This window comes from Methylotenera sp. G11, from assembly GCF_000799735.1.
In the GTDB taxonomy this organism is placed as follows: Bacteria; Pseudomonadota; Gammaproteobacteria; order Burkholderiales; family Methylophilaceae; genus Methylotenera.
This window is the reverse complement of the sequence record NZ_JUHH01000001.1, coordinates 1281694-1305034: the sequence shown is the minus strand read 5'-3', so window position 1 is coordinate 1305034 and position 23341 is coordinate 1281694. Positions and strand designations below refer to the sequence as shown.

At 48.6% G+C, this 23341-nt stretch carries 30 protein-coding genes; 20 read left to right on the top strand and 10 right to left on the bottom strand.

All coding sequences use genetic code 11. The features are described from left to right. Positions 1–36: 36 nt before the first annotated feature. The gene (locus GQ51_RS05990; RefSeq protein ID WP_047551031.1) at positions 37–1035 is read right to left on the bottom strand and encodes a PstS family phosphate ABC transporter substrate-binding protein; all 999 of its coding nucleotides are present in this window, start codon (positions 1033–1035) and stop codon (positions 37–39) included. Positions 1036–1364: 329 nt separating this feature from the next. Between GQ51_RS05990 and GQ51_RS05985 the strand changes: the two genes are divergently transcribed. Continuing rightward, the gene (locus GQ51_RS05985) at positions 1365–2288 is read left to right on the top strand and encodes a GGDEF domain-containing protein (protein ID WP_442922094.1); all 924 of its coding nucleotides are present in this window, start codon (positions 1365–1367) and stop codon (positions 2286–2288) included. 73 nt (positions 2289–2361) lie between these two features. Then, on the top strand, positions 2362–2706 hold the full coding sequence (locus GQ51_RS05980) for a hypothetical protein (RefSeq protein ID WP_047551027.1): 345 nt from the start codon (positions 2362–2364) through the stop codon (positions 2704–2706). Between the two features lie 98 nt (positions 2707–2804). Here GQ51_RS05980 and tatC read toward each other — a convergent pair whose 3' ends face one another. The 4 genes from tatC to GQ51_RS05960 form a co-directional block, all read right to left on the bottom strand. After that, on the bottom strand, positions 2805–3569 hold the full coding sequence (tatC, locus tag GQ51_RS05975) for a twin-arginine translocase subunit TatC (protein WP_047551023.1): 765 nt from the start codon (positions 3567–3569) through the stop codon (positions 2805–2807). Then, positions 3566–3976, bottom strand: a complete 411-nt coding sequence (gene tatB, locus GQ51_RS12540) for a Sec-independent protein translocase protein TatB (protein WP_235276176.1) — start codon at positions 3974–3976, stop codon at positions 3566–3568. The genes tatC and tatB overlap by 4 nt, the downstream gene beginning before the upstream one ends. A 27-nt stretch (positions 3977–4003) precedes the next feature. Continuing rightward, entirely contained in the window at positions 4004–4231 is a 228-nt protein-coding gene (gene tatA, locus GQ51_RS05965) for a Sec-independent protein translocase subunit TatA (RefSeq protein ID WP_047551020.1), read from the bottom strand. Between the two features lie 123 nt (positions 4232–4354). Further along, positions 4355–5371: a helix-turn-helix domain-containing protein gene (locus GQ51_RS05960; RefSeq protein ID WP_052177731.1), complete on the bottom strand. Its 1017-nt coding sequence runs from the start codon at positions 5369–5371 to the stop codon at positions 4355–4357. A gap of 790 nt (positions 5372–6161) precedes the next feature. Between GQ51_RS05960 and GQ51_RS05955 the strand changes: the two genes are divergently transcribed. From GQ51_RS05955 to napH, 9 genes are read left to right on the top strand one after another with little or no spacing between them, the layout of a single operon-like run. Further along, a complete protein-coding gene (locus tag GQ51_RS05955) occupies positions 6162–7019 on the top strand; it encodes a methylamine utilization protein MauF (protein ID WP_047551017.1) in 858 nt (285 codons plus the stop codon). Positions 7020–7065: 46 nt separating this feature from the next. Then, positions 7066–8313, top strand: coding sequence for a methylamine dehydrogenase (amicyanin) large subunit (gene mauB / locus GQ51_RS05950; RefSeq protein ID WP_047551014.1), 1248 nt, complete (start codon positions 7066–7068; stop codon positions 8311–8313). Positions 8314–8320: 7 nt separating this feature from the next. Further along, positions 8321–8869 carry a MauE/DoxX family redox-associated membrane protein gene (locus GQ51_RS05945; protein ID WP_047551011.1) on the top strand — a complete coding sequence of 183 codons (549 nt, stop codon included), beginning with the start codon at positions 8321–8323 and terminating at the stop codon, positions 8867–8869. 21 nt (positions 8870–8890) lie between these two features. Then, positions 8891–9523, top strand: coding sequence for a methylamine dehydrogenase accessory protein MauD (mauD, locus tag GQ51_RS05940; RefSeq protein WP_047551008.1), 633 nt, complete (start codon positions 8891–8893; stop codon positions 9521–9523). A gap of 41 nt (positions 9524–9564) precedes the next feature. Beyond that, positions 9565–10137 (top strand): methylamine dehydrogenase (amicyanin) small subunit, encoded by a 573-nt coding sequence (gene mauA / locus GQ51_RS05935; RefSeq protein WP_047551005.1) that lies wholly within the window; start codon positions 9565–9567, stop codon positions 10135–10137. 7 nt (positions 10138–10144) lie between these two features. Continuing rightward, positions 10145–11164: a tryptophan tryptophylquinone biosynthesis enzyme MauG gene (gene mauG, locus GQ51_RS05930; protein ID WP_235276175.1), complete on the top strand. Its 1020-nt coding sequence runs from the start codon at positions 10145–10147 to the stop codon at positions 11162–11164. Between the two features lie 2 nt (positions 11165–11166). Continuing rightward, positions 11167–11646, top strand: coding sequence for a hypothetical protein (locus GQ51_RS05925; protein WP_047551002.1), 480 nt, complete (start codon positions 11167–11169; stop codon positions 11644–11646). Positions 11647–11701: 55 nt separating this feature from the next. Further along, complete coding sequence (gene napG, locus GQ51_RS05920) at positions 11702–12406, top strand: ferredoxin-type protein NapG (RefSeq protein WP_047550999.1); 705 nt, start codon at positions 11702–11704, stop codon at positions 12404–12406. Further along, positions 12400–13266 (top strand): quinol dehydrogenase ferredoxin subunit NapH, encoded by an 867-nt coding sequence (gene napH, locus GQ51_RS05915; protein ID WP_047550996.1) that lies wholly within the window; start codon positions 12400–12402, stop codon positions 13264–13266. Before napG ends, napH begins: the two co-directional genes overlap by 7 nt. A gap of 153 nt (positions 13267–13419) precedes the next feature. Here the strand turns inward: napH and GQ51_RS05910 are convergent, their stop codons facing one another. Then, complete coding sequence (locus GQ51_RS05910; protein ID WP_047550991.1) at positions 13420–13737, bottom strand: c-type cytochrome; 318 nt, start codon at positions 13735–13737, stop codon at positions 13420–13422. Here GQ51_RS05910 and GQ51_RS12535 point away from each other — a divergent pair. Continuing rightward, positions 13732–13986: a hypothetical protein gene (locus GQ51_RS12535; RefSeq protein WP_047550989.1), complete on the top strand. Its 255-nt coding sequence runs from the start codon at positions 13732–13734 to the stop codon at positions 13984–13986. The two genes, GQ51_RS05910 and GQ51_RS12535, sit on opposite strands and share 6 nt — an antisense overlap. Before the next feature lie 200 nt (positions 13987–14186). On the opposite strand, the gene GQ51_RS05900 is transcribed toward GQ51_RS12535, so the two are convergent. Together GQ51_RS05900 and GQ51_RS05895 are read right to left on the bottom strand one after the other, a co-directional pair. Next, on the bottom strand, positions 14187–14696 hold the full coding sequence (locus GQ51_RS05900; protein ID WP_052177729.1) for a hypothetical protein: 510 nt from the start codon (positions 14694–14696) through the stop codon (positions 14187–14189). Between the two features lie 154 nt (positions 14697–14850). Then, complete coding sequence (locus tag GQ51_RS05895) at positions 14851–15183, bottom strand: DMT family transporter (RefSeq protein ID WP_047553978.1); 333 nt, start codon at positions 15181–15183, stop codon at positions 14851–14853. Between the two features lie 271 nt (positions 15184–15454). Here GQ51_RS05895 and GQ51_RS05890 point away from each other — a divergent pair, with 271 nt between their 5' ends. The 6 genes from GQ51_RS05890 (at position 15455) to GQ51_RS05865 (ending at position 21507) form a co-directional block, all read left to right on the top strand. Continuing rightward, positions 15455–15826 carry an ArsR/SmtB family transcription factor gene (locus tag GQ51_RS05890; protein WP_047550986.1) on the top strand — a complete coding sequence of 124 codons (372 nt, stop codon included), beginning with the start codon at positions 15455–15457 and terminating at the stop codon, positions 15824–15826. Position 15827: 1 nt separating this feature from the next. Further along, positions 15828–16307, top strand: coding sequence for an arsenate reductase ArsC (locus GQ51_RS05885; protein ID WP_047550983.1), 480 nt, complete (start codon positions 15828–15830; stop codon positions 16305–16307). 11 nt (positions 16308–16318) lie between these two features. Next, the gene (gene arsD, locus GQ51_RS05880; protein ID WP_047550981.1) at positions 16319–16681 is read left to right on the top strand and encodes an arsenite efflux transporter metallochaperone ArsD; all 363 of its coding nucleotides are present in this window, start codon (positions 16319–16321) and stop codon (positions 16679–16681) included. 37 nt (positions 16682–16718) lie between these two features. Next, a complete protein-coding gene (gene arsA, locus GQ51_RS05875) occupies positions 16719–18473 on the top strand; it encodes an arsenical pump-driving ATPase (RefSeq protein WP_047550978.1) in 1755 nt (584 codons plus the stop codon). Between the two features lie 61 nt (positions 18474–18534). Beyond that, positions 18535–19554 (top strand): ACR3 family arsenite efflux transporter, encoded by a 1020-nt coding sequence (arsB, locus tag GQ51_RS05870; protein ID WP_200884439.1) that lies wholly within the window; start codon positions 18535–18537, stop codon positions 19552–19554. Between the two features lie 561 nt (positions 19555–20115). Further along, complete coding sequence (locus tag GQ51_RS05865) at positions 20116–21507, top strand: sigma-54-dependent transcriptional regulator (RefSeq protein ID WP_081987104.1); 1392 nt, start codon at positions 20116–20118, stop codon at positions 21505–21507. 51 nt (positions 21508–21558) lie between these two features. Here GQ51_RS05865 and GQ51_RS12655 read toward each other — a convergent pair whose 3' ends face one another. Together GQ51_RS12655 and GQ51_RS05860 are read right to left on the bottom strand one after the other, a co-directional pair. Beyond that, a complete protein-coding gene (locus tag GQ51_RS12655) occupies positions 21559–21684 on the bottom strand; it encodes a hypothetical protein (RefSeq protein ID WP_081987103.1) in 126 nt (41 codons plus the stop codon). After that, positions 21659–21913, bottom strand: a complete 255-nt coding sequence (locus GQ51_RS05860) for a YncE family protein (RefSeq protein WP_235276174.1) — start codon at positions 21911–21913, stop codon at positions 21659–21661. The genes GQ51_RS12655 and GQ51_RS05860 overlap by 26 nt, the downstream gene beginning before the upstream one ends. Before the next feature lie 412 nt (positions 21914–22325). On the opposite strand from GQ51_RS05860, the gene GQ51_RS05855 reads away from it, so the two are divergent. Continuing rightward, positions 22326–22655, top strand: a complete 330-nt coding sequence (locus tag GQ51_RS05855; RefSeq protein WP_047550966.1) for a Flp family type IVb pilin — start codon at positions 22326–22328, stop codon at positions 22653–22655. A gap of 102 nt (positions 22656–22757) precedes the next feature. Then, the gene (locus GQ51_RS05850; RefSeq protein WP_160280002.1) at positions 22758–23339 is read left to right on the top strand and encodes an A24 family peptidase; all 582 of its coding nucleotides are present in this window, start codon (positions 22758–22760) and stop codon (positions 23337–23339) included. The last annotated feature ends 2 nt before the right edge of the window (positions 23340–23341 follow it).

Genomic DNA, 23341 nt, shown 5'->3' with positions numbered 1-23341 from the left:
GTTCAATGCCGATGCATGGGGGTATGGCAAAGGGCGTTACTTGATTCTTGATAACAGGTCTTCAACCTTCACGCCTACTTCAGGCACGCCATCAAAGCCGGTACCCGGTTTAAGCGCTTTCCAGTGATTGTTTACGGCAAGATATTCGTTCTGAGGCAAGGAGATATATTTGATCTGCTTGGCTAGCTTGGGCGAGCTTTTGAGGTAAAGGTAAAAATCAACAAAGTCCCTTACTTCAGGCTTGAAAGCTGCTGCAGTCGCGTTGACATAAATAAACAGCGGGCGCGACAGTGGCTGGTAAGAACCGTCTTTCACTGACTGTACGGAAGGCAGCACGGCAGGCGCATCTTTTTTTGCAATAATTGGCACCGCAGCCAGTTTCTGCTGATTTTCCTCATAATAGGCATAACCGAAGTAGCCAAGGGCACCTTGCTCTCCGGCAACCCCTTGTACCAGCACATTATCATCCTCGCTGGCCGTATAGTCGTTGCGGCTCTGTTTTGCCTTGCCGACAATGGCTTCCGTGAAGTAATCAAACGTACCGGAGTCAGTGCCCGGGCCATATAAAGCCAGCGCTACGTTAGGCCAGGCAGGGTTTACCTGGCGCCAGGTCTTTATTTTTCCCTGTGCAGCGGGGCGCCATATTTTCCTGAGTTCTTCCACGGTCAGGCTTTTAACAAAGTCATTGTTTTTATTCACAACCACCGTCAATGCGTCATAAGCAATTGGTAGCTCGATATACTGGACACCAGCCTCTTTGCATTGCTCCATTTCTTTTTTAAGGATAGGCCGTGATGCATTCTGTATCTGCGTCTCGCCGCGGCAGAATTTTGCAAAGCCGCCGCCGGTGCCGGAAATGTTGATGTTGACTTTTGTTTTCCTGATTTTCTGGAATTCATCCGCGACTTCTTTGGTAATCGGATAGACCGTACTGGATCCGTCTATGTTGATGATTTTCTCTGCTGCATGTGCTGTTGAAGTGCTGAAAGCAATCAACGCTGCGATAAGAACGTGTTTTATTTGTTTTTTTGACATGATGTTCCGGGTGATAGGTTTTTAAATTAATTTTTTGGATTTCACGCGGCTATGCACTTGCTCCGCGGAAATCAAAGCCGCAGATTTTAAGTTTAATTTATGACAGAACTGTGACGGATTGATGACGGAGCGGTGGCTCGGACAATCGCCGGAGCCTCCTGTACCTGATTTTTAAATACGAAATGGTATATTCTGCCATGCTTGTATTCGTTTATCATTCAGGGTGGTGTCTTTAGCTATTTGATAAATATAAAGAATTACATGAAGATACAGGCGCAAAGTATTAAACTAGACACCGCAGAAAAATTTAAGACCGGGAAATGACCATCATGGATAATGATATAGAAACAGACAGTGCCGTTTATAAAACGCTGCTGGAATCAACGAATGCGATTCCGTGGAAAATAGACTGGGCTACACTGAAGTTTTCCTATATCGGGCCGCAGATTGAGAGCCTGCTCGGCTGGCCGCGTTCAAGCTGGGTATCTGTTGAGGATTGGGCTTCCAGGATGCACCCTGAAGACCGGGCATGGGTTGTGGATTTTTGCGTTGCACAGTCCAAGGCTGGCACTGACCATGAAGCAGATTATCGTGCGCTTGGCAAAGATGGCGATTATGTGTGGATTCGTGATGTAGTGCATGTCGTTCGTAACGAGCAGGGCGAGGTTGAAGCGCTGATCGGGTTCATGTTTGATATCAGCGAGCGAAAAACTACAGAAGAGAAATTGATCGTGCTGCAGAAAGAGCTGGAAGATCTTTCATTCAAGGATGGCTTAACCGGTGTTCCCAACCGCCGTATGTTCGATACCATTATGGAAGCGGAATGGGCTAATGCCATGCGCAATCACCAGCCGCTTTCATTAATCATGCTGGACATTGATTATTTCAAGCAATATAACGACCACTATGGCCATATTCAGGGGGATGATTGCCTGAAGCGGGTGGCGCAGGCTTTGAGCTCTGCCGCTACCCGATCCCGGGACTTTTTCGCACGGTTTGGCGGGGAAGAGTTTGTACTGGTCTTGCCGGAAACGGATGCTACAGCGGCCAAGAATGTCGCTGAGCGATGCCGGAACCTGATATTCAAGGAACAGATCTTCCATGAAAAATCCCAGGTCAGCCAGCTGATGACCGCAAGTTTTGGGGTGGGCACGATTATTCCGACGCGCAATGACGAATTGATCAAGTTTGTTGCAGAGGTTGATATGCGCCTATACCGGGCGAAGAAAGAAGGCCGGAACTGCATTATGTAAAGCGGTCAACTGTTTTTGCTTGTCTGGCGTTGATTTTTTACATACTTTCATAACTGTTTACAAGGAGATGTAAATGAAAAAATCTTTAGTGGTATTGGCAGCTGTTCTTGCATGTTCCGCTACACTGACATTTGCTGCCGGCAAGCATGAAAAGAGTGAGCCCTCACCCAAAAGTGTACATGACGTTACTGTAGGCAATGAAAAAGCTGCAGCCAGCGGTAGCATCGCGGACAATAAGACGGTCCGGGAAGAAAAGCCTCATGCTGACCAGGGGCATGAAAGAGGTGAACACGATATGACCGTAGGCAATGAACAGGCTGCAGCCAGCGGCAGCAACGCCGATGATAAAGCCGTCAGGCAAGAGAAGACGCATTCAAATGAAGGCAAACATAAATCCAAAGGCCATAGTAAAAAATAACGGATTTGAGAGGTAAAAAGAGGCTGGCTTGCGACGAAGTCAGCCTTTTTTGTTTGTAGCCTGGTCCACCTGATTCAGGATGCGGGCAAAGGATGGCGCTATTTATCAGCCGTGTGTAAGTGGCTGTTGACTACGGAAGCGCTTGCGCCTTGATGTCTGTGGATCAGGCTCGCTGCCAGAATCCCTGCTTCATATAATAGCCACAGCGGTATAGCCAGCATGAACTGGGAGATAATATCCGGCGGCGTGAAAATCGCTCCCAGCACAAAAGCGCCGACGATGACGTAGGCGCGGGCTTCGCGTAAGCCTGCGACGTTTACCACTCCTGTTGCCACCAGCAGGATCACTGCGATAGGCACCTCAAATGCAAGGCCAAATGCGACGAACAGCGACATGGCAAAGTCAAGGTAATTGCCAATGTCGGTCATTACCGCCACGCCTTCCGGCGCGGTACTGGTGATGAAACCGAATATGACCGGGAACACAAGAAAATAGGCAAAGGCCATGCCGCATAAAAACAGTAGGGTGCTTGCGAAAATAAGTGGCCAGATGATGCGCCGCTCATGCGTATATAGCCCGGGAGCGATAAAAGCCCATATCTGGTACAAGGTGTGGGGTAGGGAAATAATGAATGCTGCCAGCAGTACGGCTTTCATTGGCACAAAGAAAGGGGTGGTCACATCAGTGGCAACCATCTGCCCGCCAGCCGGCAGGCTTTCCAGCAGTGGCGTGGCAAGCAGATGGTAGATATCGTTTGCAAACGGGAACAGTGCAATCACAATCAGCAGCAAGCCGCCAACTATATATAACAGGCGATTCCGCAGCTCGATCAGATGCGAGGCAAAGTTATCGGCGATGTTCAATTGGCTGCGCCCTGTTTGAGCGGCGCTGGGTCAATGTAATCCGCCATCATGGTTGGGCGCTGATGTTCTTCGGCTGCATGATCGTTCTGCTCCAGATCATGCCTGATAATCTGGCCTACCTGGTATTTGGGCGCAGTTTGTTCCATATCATGCCGGATGATCTGGCCTGCCTTGTATTGGGGCGATGCGGGTTGCTGCGTATTCTGGCGTATTTCATCCTGCAGGCTCTGCAACTCTTCAAAACGCAATTCGCGGTTGATGTCGGATTTCACGTCGTTGACGTAGCGTTGCGCCCTGCCAAACAGGTGGCCTGCGGTACGCGCTATCTTGGGTAGCTTGTCCGGCCCGATGACAAGCAGGGCTACAATGCCGATCACGACCAGCTCTGAGAATGCGATATCAAACACGGTTTGGTTTTATCCTTAAAGCTGAGCCTATCGCCCGGCCTTGTGTCCAATGTCGTTTTCTATCGTATGCCCATTCGCATGACTATAAGCGCTTTGTTCAATGGCAGGGGCGGCGTTCCCTTCGTTGACCGCTTCCTTGAAACTCTTTACCGCCCCGCCGACGTCACCGCCAATATTGCGCAGTTTTTTAGTGCCAAAAACCAGTGCTACGATGACCAGTACGATCAGCCAGTGCCAGATGCTAAATGAACCCATTATTTTACCTCTTGTTTTTTTAAGGACTTTGCCAGTTTATGCTGCTGGCAAAGACATTGATGTGTAGATGAAAATTATCGCTGCAGTTGCTTGATTTCTCACTGAACGCAGTGAGTGCCCTGATCAGTGTCGCTCCCCGACGCGTGAGCGTGATAGAGTCTCGATCGGGGTTTCCCCAAACAATTCCCGATAATAGCGGGAGAACAGGCTCATGTGCCAGAATCCCCATTTGGCAGCCACACTGGCAATGTATCTTACCTGATGTGGCGCCGATTGCAGTTCTGCACGTATGCGATGCAGTCGCACATTGCGCATGTAAGCCACCGGGGTGATGCCGAGTACGCGTATAAATGCATGGTTCAGGGTGCGCCTGCTGATGCGCAGGCTGACACAGAGTTCTTCAATGGACAGCGGGTAGCCTGAGTTTGATAAAGTCAGGTCACGTACGCGGTTTACAATATAGCGGTGAATACGATGATCATAGTTTTGGCTTGGGCTATTGTTGGCCTGCAGAAGCGCCTGCACGCAGGTTGCCATCAGATCACTTTCCAGGTTGCGCCAGATCTGCTGCGCATCAGCACTGTCGCAGAATTTTGAAATGTAGTGCATGCCGTCTGTCAGCGAAGTCTGGAGCCGCATCGTAATATCGCTGGATAAGGTTTCCACGGGTCTTACATTGGACATGATTTTACGCAGATCTACCCACTCGACTTGTGATGCATAATCCTCCAGGCGCTGCGCTGAAATAACGGCTGCTGTGATTTCGGACTGGTTGGAGGTGCGGAAAACGAGTTCGGTATTTTTGTCCAGCGTTATCACGGAGTTCGCTTTGACAGGCATCAATCCCCATGTGGCGTCGCCATCGATGGTTGTCGGTAACCCGATGACATAGGCATCGGTCGGCGCAAACGCAATCTGATCTACGGCACGATTCATTTTTTCGTGAAAAATCTGCACACCCTGAAAAGTTGCGCTATTCAGGGCGCCGGAAAATGTGCCCTTGCTTAACTGAGTGTAATCCTGCGACCAGAATGGGAGTGCATCTGCCTGTTCCAAAACATCAGTGGTGGTGCGCCGGGACAAATGTACCTTAGGGCTTCCTAATGGGCCGGCATCTAAAAATTCTATTTGAAAATTCAAGATATTTCTCTTTCCGCCTGACTTTCCGTGGAGTTGATATCCGGCATTATTATTTATGTTCTTATAGGAAAGTCTAGCTATTCCTCATATTTGTAATTATCAACATCACTGCGTAATGAATTGTTCTCGTGATGATGTTTTTGTACGCACAAGATGCTAGTTTATTCGTGCTAACTATAGTCCAAATTTTTTGATGGGAATAGCAAAAATCGGCAACAGCCGCCAGAGAATAACCATATGATTAATAATGTTATTTTCGGATAAATGCCTATATATACTTTAGATATATGACGTTATGTAGAGTTTCCGGAGCTGTTGGTTTGAGGTGGTTAGCAGTAATCGGCAAAAGCGGGTGCCGTGCGTGAATGCATGCCGATTATTGCTACGGCCGCCATATCTTGCTTGCTATAGTTCGCCCTCTCACTTTTACGCACATTCTTGTTTGGCATGGTAATCGGGATCACTTTCGATTTAAGTGACAGGCAGTGAGTGAGCGCAGAACTTCCTCAGTTTTTTAAGTGTAATTGATTTAGGCATCTCCAACGGTAATACGCCTAAGGTTGAGCCGCACCCGAAAGGGTGCGGCTTTTTTTATTTTCAGCCTGTGAAAGCTGGAGGCGCCCTAATTTTCCGGGTGGTGGGAAGGGCGGTAGCAAAAATCGGCAACACCGGTGGTGCCGTGTTCGGGGGTATGCCGATTTTTGCTACGGAAGTAACAAAATTGTAACTATATTGGCAGCTCTTTATTTATTTCAATCAACAAGTGGCTGTATGGCCATAGGAGGATATCATGAAAATGGGTGTAAGGTCTGGAGCGTATCACCAGTCATCCCAAGGCAGTGCGGCCGTCGCATGCGTGCCTGATGCAATCAGTTTTGCTGAGCCGCGGTCAGGAGCGGTACGCTTTGCGGTAATGACGCTGGCTGTTGCTGTAGGCGTTGCGGGCGGCGTTGCGCTTGATTCAAGGGTGGCAACAGCTGATGCGTTAACAGCAATGTTTGTAGTGCTTGCGCTTGTCGGCGGTTTTCTTTCAACCTGGTCGCCGTGCGGCTATTCCAGCCTGAGTCTGCTGAGGCCGGCCGGACGCTATTCATTTGGATCGGTTGTCCGCTGGACGCCTACCTTCCTGACGCATGTGCTGGGCTATGCCTTGGGTGCGCTGGTTCTGGGGAGTGCGCTGGGTGTGGTGGGCTGGCTCTTGTTTGATGAACTGCCTTTCAATTATATGGTAGCGGGTCTGTCGGTAGTAGGCATCGGCTATGGCCTGCATCAGTTCGGCTTCTTGAAGATGCCATATCCGCAGCGTCGTGCACAGGTTCCTCATGATGCACGTTACCGCTTCCGTTCCTGGGTGATTGGTCTATTGTACGGTTTTGCATTGGGGATGAACTATCTTACTTATGTGCAGACGCCGATGCTTTACATCGTTACCGGCGCAGCCCTGTTCAGCGGCGACGTAACCACTGCCATCACCATATTTGCCATCTTCAACATCGGTCGCTGCTTACCAGTCGCGATTAATTTCCTGCCAGTTAGCAATCAGTCTGCACAAGCCTGGTTAGCCCGTTGGCAAGAGCGCGCTGTTGAAGTGGATGGATTCCTCCTGCTTTCTATCGGTGCTGCAGCTTTGACGCTGTTGGTTCTGTAATGGCGGGTGGTTTCGATTCTGAAGTGCATTTATAAAATTATTAATAATGTCTGGAGAAAATATGATTACTTTAAATAATCAAACAACAAACGGGCCGCGCGAGTTGAAAACTCGCCTTGCAGGCAAGCTGGCAATCGCCGCTTTGTTGGTAGCAGCGCAACCTGCGTTTGCTGAAGCTCAAAAAACAGTGCCGAAACAACTTGCCACAGTTGGTAGCGTAAAAATTGACAATTTGTCAGTTGCAAAAGCGCCGCCAAGTGACATTAAGCGTTTTTACGTCGTTGATCCTGGTCACTTCAACGTAACTTCTCAAACTTTTGTGATGGGTGCCAATGACAACAAGTTGCAACTGCACGGCATTATCGATGGTGGCAAGCTGCCGCATGTGATGGCAAGTTCTACAGGCAAATATGTAGGTATTGCTAACACAACTTACGATCGTATTGCGCATGGTAAGCGAGATGACTACGTGAGGTTGCATGATGCTCAAACCCTTGAGCCAGCTGTGGATGTTGATATTCCTGAAATCCGTTTTCTGACTGGTTTGATTGAGCGTTTTGCTGCTTTCAGTACTGATGACAAACACATGCTGGTTCAGCAATTCTCGCCATCATCAGGCGTTGGTTTGGTTGATTTGCAACAGAAAAAGTATGTGAAAACGATGGAAATCCCTGATTGCTATCACATTTTCCCAACTGCCAAACAAAATTTCTTCATGCACTGTCGTGATGGTTCAATGTTGCAGGTAAGTTATGATGATCAAGGCAATACCAAGCAGAAGAATACCAAAGTATTCCACGCTGAGAACGAGTATCTGCACAACAATCCGTACTACTCAAACTCGGCTGGCCGTTTAGTTTGGCCAACCTACGAAGGTAAAATCTTCCAGGCTAAATTGTCTGAATCAGGGGCTGAATTCCTGAAACCAATCGAGATATTCAGCGATAAAGAGAAGAAGGAAAAGTGGGCTCCAGGTGGCTGGCAACCAGTTGCTATGCACAAGGAACGTAACGAAATCTATCTGCTCTCGGATAAGCGTGCCAAATGGACACATAAAACGGCTAGCCGCTTTGTAGTGGTTGCTGATGCTACAACTGGCAAACGTCTGCGTCGTATCGATTTGAAGCATAACATTGATTCTATCGCTGTGACCCAAGACAAAAATCCAACATTGATCACAGCTTCAATTGAGGACAAATCAGTGTATACATTTGATGCTGTTAGTGGCAAGCAATTGGCATCAATGGATGAGATTGGTAAAGCGCCTCAAATAATCATTACGATGGATAAGTGAGTAAAACATGAACTGGCTTATTAATGACCCGATTGTCCCGGTGTTTGCCTCACTTTTCCTGGCACTTGTTCTGGTTGCGGCTGCTATTCCAAAAATCCGCAATGCAGATGAGTTTCAGGGTGTGGTTGCCAACTACCGGCTGCTTCCTTCCTTTATGGTCGCGCCGTTCGCGAAGCTTCTACCCTGGTTGGAGCTTGGCAGCGCCATAGCATTGCTGGTGCCGCCAGCGCGCGAGGTGGCTGCGTGGGTAGCGGCAGGCCTTTTCATGATGTTTGCAATGGCGCTCGCGATTAATGTCGGACGTGGCCGCACCCACATTGACTGTGGTTGCGTACGTCGTCCAACAAGTGTGAGTCGTATCGGCATGTTTCACGTAATGCGTGCCCTTGCACTCGCCGCAGTGAGTCTTTACACCGCTAATGTATCGATCAATATGTCTGCATTGACAATTGAATCTGTACTGATGGGTGCAGCGGCTGCTGCGATGTTCGCGATGATTTATCTTGCGGCAGATCTAGTCGTAGGATTACACGACTCACGTGCCAAAAAAAGTTAGTTTAAATATAGGAGAATAGAAATGAATACTGGATTTATTATTGCATCGAATGTGTTGCTGTGGTGCGCATTCTTAAGCCTGGCAGCATTGATGCTTGGCGTTATTCGACAAATCGGTCTGTTACATGAGCGATCAGCTCCACTGGGCGCGATGTTGCTCGACAACGGTCCTGAAATCGGGGAACGCTCACCGGTGTTTAGTCTGACGACGTTTGACGGTGCGCCGATTACTGTAGGTCGTGCGCTTGCTCCAAATCGTCCAAGCCTGTTGATGTTTACTGGTCCAAGCTGCCCTATCTGCGCTAAGTTGCTGCCGATTATTCGTTCAGTAGCTGCTGCAGAAGGTACTGATGTAGTGCTGATCAGTGATGGTACACGCGCTGAACATCTTGAGTTCCTGCGTAACCATCCGCTGCAAAATGAGCGCTATGTTGTTTCAGCTGAAATCGGTATGCGTTATCAGATTTCTAAAGTTCCTTATGGCGTGTTGCTCGATGCAGATGGTGTGATTCTTGGCAAAGGCCTGTGCAATACGCGTGAGCATGTTGAAAGCTTGTTTGAAACAGTTCGTGAAGGTCACTCAACTTTACAGGACTTCATGAAGCACAGCACGACCACGTTGATAGAAGCAGACCAAAACAAAGGTGTTCATTAATTTAGTCCAAAAGTTAGAAATTTTAGGATAAGGAAAACAAAATGAAAGAAAACAAACGATTTGACTCAACCATTGAAAAACTGGCACGTACTACCGCCAATTACACTGGTCGCCGTAGCTTTATCGGTAAAGTAGGTATGTTTTTAGCTGGTTCAGCACTGTTGCCTTTGCTGCCAGTAGACCGTCGTGCTCGTCTGGCTCTTGGTGGTGAAGCTCAGGCTGCTAGTGTTAACAGTATGACAAAAGATGGTGGCTGGAAACCGCAGGACAAAGACCCGCAATCTTGCGACTACTGGCGTCATTGCTCTATCGACGGTCAGATTTGTGACTGTAATGGCGGTAGTTTGACATCATGCCCACCAGGTTCAACGCTGTCACCAAGCTCATGGGTCGCCAGCTGCTACAACCCAGGCGATGGTCAGACCTATCTGATTGCTTATCGTGACTGCTGTGGTAAACAGACTGCCACTCGTTGCGGCTGCTTCAATACACACGGTGAATTGCCAGTGTATCGTCCAGAGTTCAACAACGACATCGTTTGGTGTTTCGGTGCTGAGAATGATGATATGACATACCACTGCACCATTTCACCAGTTGTTGGTAAGGCTAGCTAAGATGGAAATGAGAGCTAGGCCCGCACTTCGCTTCATGGGCCTGATTCTTACGCTGTCAATGCTGACAGCGGCAGGTGTCGTCCGGGCGGGCGATACTGCATCGAAAGATGCGTATCTCCGTCCGGACGGCATCCTGTCGCCGTCTTACAATCCATTGACTGCTGAGAAGGTGACATTAGGGAAAACCCTGTTTTTTGATGCGCGATTATCGCGCGATGGCAAAATGTCCTGCGCCACCTGTCACTCGCCAGATCATCGCTGGAGCGATGGTAGGATAATTCCCCTAGGCTCTGAGAATGTGCCAAATGCACGCCGTACGCCCACTGTCCTGAATAGTGCATGGCTGACAGCGCTGATGTGGGACGGACGAGCTGGCTCGCTGGAGGCGCAGGCTGTCCTGCCAATCACGACGCCGCATGAAATGAATTTTGATATGCCAGGCGTGATTGCGCGTCTGCAAAATATTCAAGGGTATCGCACTCTGTTCGCAGAGGCATTTGGCAATGCCGATATTGATCAGAAGCGTATTACGCAAGCGCTGGCTAGCTTTCAGCGCACATTGGTTTCCAATATTTCGCCCTTTGACCGCTGGATAGCAGGCGACGAAGGCGCTATCAGCGCATCTGCCAAGCGTGGCTTCGCGCTGTTTGAAAATAAAGCGAAGTGTGTAGCCTGCCATAAATCCTGGCGTTTCACCGACGACAGCTTCCATGATATCGGATTGCGTACCGAAGACATTGGCAGAGGTGCGAAAGTGCCGCCACAGGTAACACTCATGCAGTATGCATTCAAGACACCATCGCTGCGTGATTTGCCGATTAATGGCCCATATATGCACGATGGTGCCATGCTTAGCCTTGACGAAGTCGTCAGGCACTACGAGAAAGGCGGCATTGCGCGCAAAAGCCGTTCGCTGGAAATGAAACCGTTTGAACTTACGGACGAAGAAAGGCAGACCCTGGTGGAGTTTATCAAGACGCTGGATGGCGGTGCATTGAAAGTGGATTATCCGCGGATGCCGGAGTGAATATGGATATAGAAAAAATGAAGGATGTTGCGATGAAGCCGATTCCAAGTCTATCAGGCTGTGCGCTCGCACATGTAGCTGCCATGTTGCTGCTTGTGGTGTCTTCGCCTGCTTACAGTGCAGCCGGGCATGATCCGGCTGCACATGAGGCATCGCAGAGAATTTATCCTTCCAGGGCTGCGCAAGGCGTGACCATACCGCTAGCTCCAGGCGCACAGTTACACAAGATGACGCTGTCTCACCACGAGCTTGAGCCATGGTCATTCGTGCCAAAACGTAAAGACCGCATCGAGATAGAAAATCGTTCAGATATTACTCATGCACTTTATGTCACTTATCCCGACGGTACTGTTGTTAATCTTGAAATTCAAATTCCTGGTGATCTTGTGAGCTGGACTGTGCCGGATGATGCCGAGGGCGAATATGTATTCCGTTGCTGGATACATCCGGTGATACGCGCAAAAATGCTGATACAGGACTGATGACTGGCGGTTTTTGCGGGCAACGGTGATATCAAGTTCAAGTATGGAGTAAGTCATGCATAAGCATACAAACGCAAAAGAGTCAGCCGCTGTAAAACCCGGTTCAGAGGAGCCGGCACGCAGAAAAGCCTTCAAACGTGTATTCCGTCATATGGGGGTCGCTGTACTTGGCTCAGTGGTGGCGCAGGCGGCGATTTTTTCACGGCCGGCGCGTGCCGCAAAAATACTCAGGCCACCCGGCGCCTTGCCGGAAAAAGCGTTTGATTCGACCTGCATCCGCTGTGGTTTGTGTGTCAAGGACTGTCCTTACGACATTCTGAAACTAGCCAGCTGGGCAGATCCGGCGCCATTGGGCACGCCATTCTTTGTGGCACGTCAGAACCCTTGTCGCATGTGCAAGGATATCCCCTGCGTGAAAGCCTGCCCCACCGGTGCGCTAGATCCGCTGCTGACAGATATACGTAAGGCGGATATGGGCGTGGCGGTACTGGTGGATCATGAAAACTGCCTTAACTACAAGGGGTTGACCTGTAGTGTATGCGTCCGTGTGTGCCCGATCCGCGGTGAGGCGATTGCACTGAAACCGATACAGAATGAGCGCGGTTTGCTGCAGATTCCGACGGTGAATCCAGATAAATGTACCGGATGCGGTACCTGTGAAAAACATTGCGTGCTGTCCGAGGCGACGATACGTGTATTGCCGCGAGAGCTCGGTTTGGGGCTGTCAGGTACGAACGCCGTAGGACGCATGGTATGGTAGCGGCGAATCGCTTTCTCCGCACGGTTTCTGCACTGAAAAGACGGCGCTGGCTGCTGATGCGGCGCAGCGTGCAGATTCTGATTGTACTGGCGTTCATCGTTGATCTGCCGGAAATCGGGCGCATTGCTGCGGGAAACCTCTCTTCCAGCGTCTGGTTCTGGAATGTGCCGCTGACCGACCCGTTCGTGATGTTGCAATCCCTGCTGGCCGGCGCGCCGTTCGCAAAGACAGTACTGATCGGTGCTGCAATCGTGGCAGGCTTTTATGCATTTTTCGGCGGTCGCATCTATTGCGGCTGGGTTTGCCCCATCAATATGCTGACCGATGCTGCGTATTGGCTGCGGCAGAAATTAAAAATAAAGGGCAATCTGACCATGTCGCGAGAGCTGAGGACTGTACTGCTGGTCATGGCGCTGGTACTGTCTGCGATCAGCGGCACGCTGGCCTGGGAGAACATCAACCCGATCACGCTGCTGCAACGTGAGATCATGTGGACCTCCGCCGCCGGACTCACATTCCTTGCAGCATTGTTCCTGTTTGATTTCCTCGTGACGCGACGTGGCTGGTGCGGGCATCTTTGCCCCGTGGGGGCTTTTTACAGATGGCTAGGGCATTATGGCAGGCTGCGTGTCATGGCCGTCAAAGCTGATGCATGCGCAGGCTGTTCCGACTGTATCAAGGTATGTCCTGAGCCTCATGTACTTGCGCCTTTGGTTGCCAAAAAAGCTGTTACGGTGACTGACAGCGACTGTACCCGCTGCGGCGCGTGTCTGGACAAGTGTGGTAGCGGGGCGCTATCCATGAAGCTGGATCTGCGCCGTGGCGCAACATTTCGCGGTATTCCGATTGTGAAAAAGTAATCCTGATACAGTTTTAATCCACCAAAACACACCATCACGAATTAAAGCTAAAGAGACCTGGCAGGCTTGCAGCCTGGTTTGATGCTTCTTAATCCGGTAAAGTAAAAAGCGGGGCAAGCCCCGCTGTAAGAAATGCAGTGACGACCGCTTGGATTACAGGGTTCTGATCCAGCGCACTACTTCCCTGAATTCATCGTCCGTTAATTTGCCTTCGTTAGGAGGCATAGGCAGGATGCCCCAGCTGCCGCGTCCGCCTTTTTTGATTTTGTTGATCAGTTTATCTTCTACATCCTGACCTTTGTAAGCGGCAGATATGTCCCTGAATGCCGGACCCACATTCCGTTTTTCAACGGTGTGGCACATCAGACAGCCGCCTTTTTCTGCCACGATTGCGCCATCAGCAAGTGCGGCCTGAGCGCTCAAGCCAAGTGCGGCTGCCAGAAAAAGTTTTGAAAGTGATTGATTATGCATATAAAACTCCAGATTAGATTGATTGGTAAACTTTATTTTAATTATTTTTTGAAACCTGATTTTAGGCGTGACTGTGACAGCCTGATGACAAGAATCGGCATCACCAGCGGGGTTTGTAGAAAATGCCGCAGGTGTTGCCATTTCTTTATAGCGTGGCTGGATGATGAGCAGGCTGAGCTGACAAGTGATTACAGCGCCATGGTGAATGCGACAGCATCAAGGATGTTGGAAATGGTAAAAGTATCCTAAACGGGGTTAAGCTTAACCGAGGTAGGGAGGCTATTGCCGCGTGCCAGGGTTTATTACTTTCCGTATTCATTATTTAAAAAAGGCTGGACCGCATATGGGGCCAGCCTTTTCATTTGATGGTGAGCATTAAGAGATGAAAACGGGCATTGAATCAAGATTGTTGATATGTATCTGCTGATATCCGTATCTGATATAAAACCTTATTCGCCACAGCTGAAATATGTTTTCGATAGCGTGTTGCCGTCAACATAGATACTCATCTTCTCAACATTGTTGGTGGTGTCCTTTACGCTGATATTGGAATAGCTCACTTCTGACAGTGTAACAGTTTGTCCCGGGCATTCGAGGCCAGCTCCAGATGGCGCTTCAATAGTAAGGCAACTGCTAATGGCGCCATTTTTGCCGGATGAAAAAGAGCCGGTCTTTGATACCGGTCCGGTGAAGTTGATTTTATTGTCAGCGGAAGGGCAGTTTCCGCCATTGTTTACACAAACGTAAGTGGCAACGGCATTTTGTGCCCTGGCGATATAATTGATTTGCTGGTTGTTGCCTACGCCGGCCTCTTTCCAGCATACATTGATGCTGCCTACTTTTGCCGGGTCTGTAGAGAATTTGACGGCAATAGGTCCGATGAAGTGGGGGCTGCCGGCTAACGCAGTGCCTGGAATTAAAACAGATAAGAAAAAAACAGCGGGGATTGAGCTTTTCATCATGGTTCTCCTTGAGAGCGAAGAACGATAACTCTGTGAAATCTCTGAGAGCAAGGTTCTGCAACTCAATATTAGGGGGCATTATTTTAGGAGATTGTTGAATGCGCGTAAATGAGTGCGAGCACCTAAGGGCTTGCACTTATGGTGGCGAATCTTAATGAGACACCGATTTCGAGAACACGTTAATAACAATGACACCTGCCAGGATAAGCAATAAGCCCAGCACTGCTGCAAAATCGAGCGGTTGCTGAAAATACAGCCATGAGATAAGAGCCACAAGTGCAACGCCAACACCTGACCAGATTGCATATGCAATCCCGATAGGTATTACATTCAGCGTTAATGACAGGAAATAAAATGCGGATGCATAACCTGTAATCACGATGATAGATGGCCATAAACGGGTAAATCCCTCCGAAGACTTTAATGCCGACGTAGCTATTACCTCGCTTACAATCGCCACAATGAGAAAAAGCCATTTTTGCATAGATGCCTTAAGGTGCCTGGAAGCAATGATGTTGAAGTATAAGACTGAAGTCATTGTACTCGAATAAATGGCTGACAGCTTTGCCCCCTTGAATTCAAGCCTGCATGTCTGCGGCATCCCCTGCGCAGACATAAAGCTGCAGCATTGCTTTGGCTGAATCCATTACTATTGCGATGCGCTCAGTGATCGCCCGTTTATATGTACACATCCATTGCGTCAACTTTTTAAAGATAATAATGCAATATTTCAATAATTGTTGTAATATAAATATATGGACAAAAAAACTGCTACTGCTATTTTCGAATCACTTTCATCGGAAGTGCGCCTGGACGTATTCAGGCTGTTGGTAAAAAAAGGCTTGGATGGCATGGTGGCCGGAGAGATTGCCTCTGGCCTGGGTATCCCCAATACCAACCTCTCCTTCCATCTCAAGGCAATGACGCACGCGGGCATGGTCACCGTGCAGCAGGAAGGCAGGTTCCAGCGCTACCGGGCAAACTTTTCTTTAATGCTTGAAACAATTGCATACCTTACGGAAGAATGCTGCTCAGGCAATCCGGATCAATGTGCAGATATACTGAATCAATCCCAATGCTCACCTGGCTTGATCCCCGTAATAAAATCCTCTAAAAAGGCCGAATAGCATGAATGTATTGTTTTTGTGTACAGGCAATTCCTGCCGATCCATTTTAGGGGAGGCCACATTCAACCATCTGGCACCTGCCGGCTGGCATGCGATGAGCGCAGGCAGCAAACCCGCAGGTTATGTGCATCCGCGTTCACTGGCATTGCTGGCAAAGGAAGGCATTGCAACAGAAGGCTACCGCAGTAAATCCTGGGAGAACCTGCCAACCACCCCCGATATTGTGATTACCGTATGCGGCAGTGCGGCCGGAGAAACATGTCCAGCCTACCTTGGTTCGGTAATCAGAACACATTGGGGCGTTGAGGATCCTGCGCATGTCACGGGAACGGATGAAGAAATAAATGCGGCTTTTGTGAAAGCCTACAGCATTCTGCGCAGACGCATCGAGGCGTTCTTTGGGCTGCCGCTGGAGCAGCTTAAACACGACAAGACTGCTTTAAAAGCAGAAATGGATCACATCGCGGACGCTATCGCTTGAAGGAGAAAATGATGACCAAGACTATACAAATATATGACCCAGCGTTGTGCTGCAGTACAGGCGTATGCGGGACAGAGGTGGATCAGCAGTTGGTTAACTTCTCTGCGGACGCAGACTGGGCGAAGAAAACTGGCGCACAAATCGAGCGTTTCAATCTGGCACAGCAACCCATGGAATTTGCCAGCAATAAAGTAGTGCGAGATTTCCTTGAGCGCTCTGGCCAGGAAGCATTGCCGCTGACTTTGGTAGATGGTGAATTTGCTTTGGCTGGACGTTATCCTAACCGCACCGAGCTGGCACGCTGGTCTGGACTGACCGCTGCCATAGAGATTCAGCCAGTCACCAGTTGCTGCAGTGGCGGTAAATGCTGCTAACGTCAGCCACAATCATTGGATAGCAAGGAGCGAATCAATGCAGTTTCTTGAGCAGCCACCGCGGTTTCTGTTCTTTACAGGTAAAGGTGGCGTAGGTAAAACCTCAATCTCCTGTGCAACCGCCATTTATCTGGCGGAGGCTGGCAAAAGCGTGCTACTGGTCAGCACCGATCCGGCATCCAATGTCGGTCAGGTGTTTGGCGTCACTATCGGCAATCACATCACCCCTGTTCCGGCTGTAAAGAATCTGGATGCGCTTGAAATAGATCCGCAGGCAGCTGCGCAGGGCTATCGCGACCGTATTGTGAATCCGGTGCGTGGCCTGCTTCCTGATGAAGTGGTCAGCGGCATTGAAGAACAGCTGTCTGGCGCCTGCACGACTGAAATCGCAGCCTTTGATGAGTTTACAACACTGTTGATTGATTCCCCGATTACCCAGAGCTACGACCATATTATCTTTGATACTGCGCCGACTGGTCACACTATCCGCTTATTGCAGCTTCCCGGTGCATGGAGCGGTTTTCTGGAACAAGGCAAGGGGGATGCCTCGTGTCTGGGCCCGTTAGCCGGTCTGGAAAAACAGCGCGAACAATACAAAGCAGCCGTGGAGGCACTTGCCGATAATGAGCGTACCCGATTGATTCTGGTTGCACGCGCTCAGCAATCTACCCTGTGTGAAGTGGCTCGTACCCATGAGGAGCTTGCTGGTATTGGCCTGCAGCAGCAATATCTTGTGATTAACGGCATCCTGCCAAAAGTGGAGGCAGCGCATGATGCGCTGGCCGCTGCGATTTGCCAGCGAGAACAGGCGGCACTGGATGGAATCCCTGCCGTATTGAAATCTCTACCGCAGGATCAGGTTTCACTCAAAGCCTTTGATCTGGTTGGCCTGGATGCCTTGCGCATGCTGTTAACGGAGGCACCTTATCAACCCGGCGGGGATAGCGGTGCAAGGGTTGACGTGACTAAGCACAGCTTATCCAGCCTGGTGGATAGTATCGCGGCAGATGGCCATGGCTTGGTGATGACCATGGGTAAAGGTGGTGTGGGTAAAACCACTGTGGCAACGGCGGTTGCTGTTGAGCTGGCACGTCGTGGACTGCCGGTTCACCTGACCACCTCAGACCCGGCAGCGCATATATCCGATACTCTCAATGGCTCGATGGACAATCTGACTGTCAGTCGCATTGACCCGCATGAAGAAACCGAGCGTTATCGCAATCACGTTCTCGAAACCAAAGGCGCACAGCTGGATACAGAAGGCCGTGCGCTACTGGAAGAAGACCTGCGTTCACCTTGCACAGAGGAAATCGCAGTGTTTCAGGCATTTTCGCGCATCATTCGTGAAGCTGGCAGAAAGTTCGTGGTCATGGATACCGCGCCGACCGGGCATACCCTGCTATTGCTGGATGCTACCGGCGCCTACCATCGTGAGGTGGTACGGCAGATGGAGAAGGCGCATATGCACTTCACTACGCCGATGATGCAGCTGCAGGATCCGAAGCGAACCAAGATACTCATTGTGACCCTGGCAGAAAAAACGCCAGTGCTGGAGGCCGCCAACCTGCAGTCAGACCTGCGTCGTGCGGGCATTGAACCATGGGCCTGGATAATCAATAACAGTGTCGCAGCAACCGGTACCGGTTCAGCGTTGCTGCATCAACGCGCGCTGAATGAATTAGTCGAGATTAACTCGGTTTCCAAAGTGCATTCAAAACGATATGCAGTCGTACCCATGATGCAGGATGAGCCCATCGGTGTTCAGCGCTTGTTGGACCTGGCTGCCGGGTGAGCCCCAAAACAAATCTTAATCACAAATAAAAATCATGACATCTGACACTAACAAGGCTTCCATGAGTATTTTTGAACGCTACCTGACATTATGGGTGGGCATCTGCATTGTGACCGGCATTGTGCTGGGTCAACTGTTGCCAAGTGTATTCATGGCTATTGGCAAACTGGAATATGCACAAGTCAATCTGCCTGTCGGCTTATTAATCTGGATCATGATTATCCCGATGCTGGTGAAGGTGGATTTTGGTGCGCTGCACGAGGTCAGGCAGCATGTTAAAGGCATCGGGGTTACCTTGTTCGTGAACTGGCTGGTAAAGCCGTTCTCAATGGCTTTTCTTGGCTGGCTGTTTATTCGCAATCTATTTGCGCCCATGCTGCCGCCAGACCAGATTGACAGTTATATTGCCGGCCTTATCCTGCTGGCGGCTGCACCATGCACTGCAATGGTGTTCGTGTGGAGCCGTCTCACCAATGGCGATCCGCTGTTTACTTTATCGCAGGTGGCGTTGAACGACATGATTATGATTTTTGCATTCGCGCCGATCGTGGCGCTGCTGCTCGGCATTTCTGCCATCATCGTGCCCTGGGCAACCTTATTGACTTCTGTTTTACTGTATATCCTGATTCCGGTGCTGATTGCACAGCTTTGGCGCAAAGCCCTGTTAAACAAAGGCCAGCAGGCCTTTGATGCGGCTATGCAAAAGATAGGCCCCTGGTCAATTGCAGCACTGTTGTTAACGCTCGTTTTACTCTTTGCTTTTCAGGGGGAGGCCATTCTGAAACAACCCCTGGTAATTGCCCTGCTGGCGGTGCCGATCCTGATTCAGGTGTTTTTTAACTCCGCGCTGGCATACTGGCTGAATAAGAAAGCAGGTGAGAAACATAACATTGCCTGCCCATCAGCGCTGATAGGCGCCAGTAACTTCTTCGAGCTGGCCGTGGCAGCTGCCATCAGCCTGTTTGGCTTTCATTCTGGGGCAGCGCTGGCCACTGTAGTCGGGGTGCTGATCGAGGTCCCTGTCATGCTGCTGGTGGTGCGTATCGTAAATAGCAGCCGCAACTGGTATGAGAGTCCATAAAACAATGCCTTGAGCATATGGCTTGGATTCCGCGGCCTACCGAACCAGAACAGCTGAACAAGCGGAGTTGAACCGTTTACGCAAGGAACTGAAACGCGTCACCGAAGCGTGACCTGTTAAAAAAAGCCGCGGCATACTTCGCAAGGCAGTCAGATCTAAGATCTGAATCATTCTTAAAGGCCAGCCGGATGTAAGTTCATCAAGTCCTTCTGACAGGATCAGTATCCATACATAACAGCCAACCTGTGGTTGAGCACAGCCATATTATGGCTTTTATCATAAGATTGATAAATAAAAATAAACTTAATGCATTGATTTTATTGAGTTTAATATTAAAAGTGAATTTGGGTATTTTTTTTGCTTACATGATTTTGTGTTTCAAATTAAAACTCATTAAACCATTAAAGACTTAACTTTAAGTAAGTTATTTCTTTAGGCATTAATCTAAAAATTAACCTTGACATGTAAGGTTGACCCTAAGTTGCAGATGGCAAGGATATCGTTTTATTTTGGAACTTGAATTAAAAAATATTTTAAGTCGCCGAAATCAAGGAGTATCTTTTGCGATTAGCCAATTTTGTTTCAGATGAAAAATCAACCTCTATCAAGCAGCAATTTAAGATTCTTATTGTTGAAGATGAGGTTCTGTTTGCGCGAGCAGTAATGCGTCGCTTGCAAAAAGCCAATTATGAATGTGCTCATGTTGAGAATGTAGAGGATGCCCGCAACATCGTTAAGCAGTTTTCTCCCGATATAGTTTTATTGGATATGCGATTGCCAGATGGAAATGGTATAGATCTTATTCCATTCTTTGTTGGTAAAAGCGCTACGGTTACAGTGATGACCGCTCATGGTGAAATCAGTGATGCGGTAAACGCCATGAAGCTTGGTGCGATTGACTATCTTAAAAAGCCAATCGATCTCGAAGAGCTGTTCTTATCAGTAAAGAAAGCTGAGGCGACCGCACTGCAGAACAATAGTCTTGATTATTCCCGCCAGCGTAATGTGCATGCGATTGAAGGTGCTGAGATGCTGGGAGAAAGTCACGCCATTCAAAGTATTAAAGCGCAAATTACTCGCATTTCACAAATTGTAGCTAATGACAGCATTCCTCCTACAGTATTGATTAACGGTGAAACCGGTACGGGTAAGGATGTGGCAGCCAGGCTAATCCATTTATCTTGCCATGGTAATGACAAGCCATTTTTACATGTGGATTGTGCATCATTGCCGGCAGAATTGATTGAGAGCGAGCTATTTGGCCATGAAAAAGGTGCATTTACTGGAGCAACCGACAACCGCCCTGGCTTGATTGAGGCGGCTGAAGATGGCACTTTATTTCTGGACGAAATCGGCGAGTTGCCATTGGCTTTGCAGGCTAAATTGCTGAATGTTCTTGAGCGCCGTATGGTGCGTCGTATAGGCTCGACTAAAGAACGGCCTGTGCTAGCCCGTTTTATTGCAGCGACTAATCGTGATTTGCATGAGATGTCATTGCAAGGTGGTTTCAGGCAAGATTTGTACTATAGACTTAATGTGATGAGTCTTGTTATGCCACCACTGCGGGAACGCCTTGGTGATCTGGTCTTGCTGGCCGAGCATTTTGCCTCGCAGACATCGAGACGTTATGGCTTGCCAAAACCTGTTTTTACGCCAGAAGCACTTGATAAAGTCCGCAAATATTCATGGCCTGGAAATGTACGCGAGTTAAAACATCTGATTAGTCGCGCCGTGTTGCTTTGTGGTGAGCTGGGGCGCGTTACAGAAGGTGATCTGGCATTGCCAGGCGCTCAATTGAGCTCATCTTCACTGTTGGGCGAGACCGAGAAAGCTTTAATGCTGCGGGCGTTAAGCAATGCTAAAAATAATGTGTCCAAGGCGGCACGTGAGCTTGGCATCTCAAGGATGGCTATGCGCTACCGTATGGAAAAACACAATATTCAAATAGACTAGAATATGGGGTATTCAATCTTATCAAGAGCGTACCAGCCAGCGACACCAATTTTAATTAATTGTCACGCCCCAAGGTAGCTGGCCTGCACTAATATCACCAATATGTCTGTTAGGCACAGTGTCTATGACAGATACGTGATTGCTTCTGCCATTAGCTGCATAAAGTTTTTTTACCATCTGGTGAAAATATGCAATGTTCAGGGTTTTTGCCTTGGGTTTCTACCGTATGCATCGATTTAAACGTAGTTAAATCAGCACAAGAAACCGTATTCTCTTGTTCCAGGCATGCCGCCAACGTTTTTCCATCGGGAGGGATGCTGATATCTTCCGCTTCATCACCTATTTGAATGCGCAACACTTGCTCTGGAACTGCTCTCGCAGGCGTTAAAGCACGTGCGAATTTCATGCCAGACACATTCATCGTCATGTGTCACAAGCTGGGTAATTCATGTGTTGAAAACTCTGCATCAAATCCTTGAAAATTGTTGAGATAAAACGGTTATTAATAACCCATGTATTGGTTTTAGTAACCAAATGTAACCGAAATTTATCCGCTGAATAATGCAGTATAAATCACATAAAGTTGTTATTAATCAATTTGTTAAATAATTAATCAGGCAGTTGGCATATCCGTTGCATATTGTATGGCACACAAAGCGTGGCAAGAACTTGAAAAGGTTAACCATGCGATGGTACGTGTTTATGGGGCATTGGAATCAATTGCAAAAAATTGAAAGCAACATCAGCACGGTGCAGTCGTTAATAAGATTTATTGACGATGAAATTTATTTATTAATATTTTATTAAGGGATATCTACATGTCTATTAAAAATTTCTTGCAGGACGAAGAAGGTCAGTCAATGGTTGAGTACGGCGTTACTCTGGGTGCTGTTGCAGCGGTTTCATACATCGCTGTAGTGCAACTGGGTGACAAAACTGCTGACCTTTACAGCTGGATGGCTAACCACTTGCCAGGCGGCGAAACAGGCGAGCAAGGTACGGATCAGATCGTTCGTTTGGACTCAGATGGTTTAGTGCAGCTTGATAACTCTTCTAACGGCGCAATTTTCGATACAGCAGAGTTCCTGGCTAGCGGTAACATGAACACCACTTTGGGTGGTGAAGCCAACATCCTTGGTGACGACTAATAGTTAATAATCGACTTTATTGACTTATGCCGTCATTTGTATTGTGCAAGTGACGGCATTTCTGTTTCGAAGCATTGAAGTGTTAATCTTGAAAGTTGGATGATGGCATTTGAGTTGTTTGTCATAGCGTTACTGTGTGGAGCGCTGGTTTTGTGTGTGTTTGTCAGTGTGCACGATTACAAATACAGAAAAATTCCAAATAAATATTTAATTATCGCCAGTCTGTTTGCGATATCTGTTTTTATAGCCATGTGTTTTTATCTGCCTCCAGCCAAGGTAGCCAAAGGCTTTTTCTTTTCATTAATGGGTTCACTCATTGGCGGTATGTTGTTATTTGCACCCTATAAACTCAAACAGGTGGGGGCGGGTGATGTTAAATTGGTGATGGTGTTCGGCCTGTTTTTAGGTTTTAAGGGCACGATGCTGTCTATATTAGTCGGCGCTATGGTGGGCGGTGTATGGGCGCTGGGCCTTGCCTATAAGTATGGTGGACTAAACCACATGTGGCACAACATGAAATTTATGGCGAGATCAGCTTATTTATCCGGTTTCAAGGATATGGGCTGGGATCTGCGTTCAGAAGGCGCCATTGCAATGCCTTATGGTGTGGCTCTGTCTATAGGCTGCGCACTCATTGCAATTGAGCAGTTGCATTTATATATTACAAGATTGCTGGCGGCGTAGTC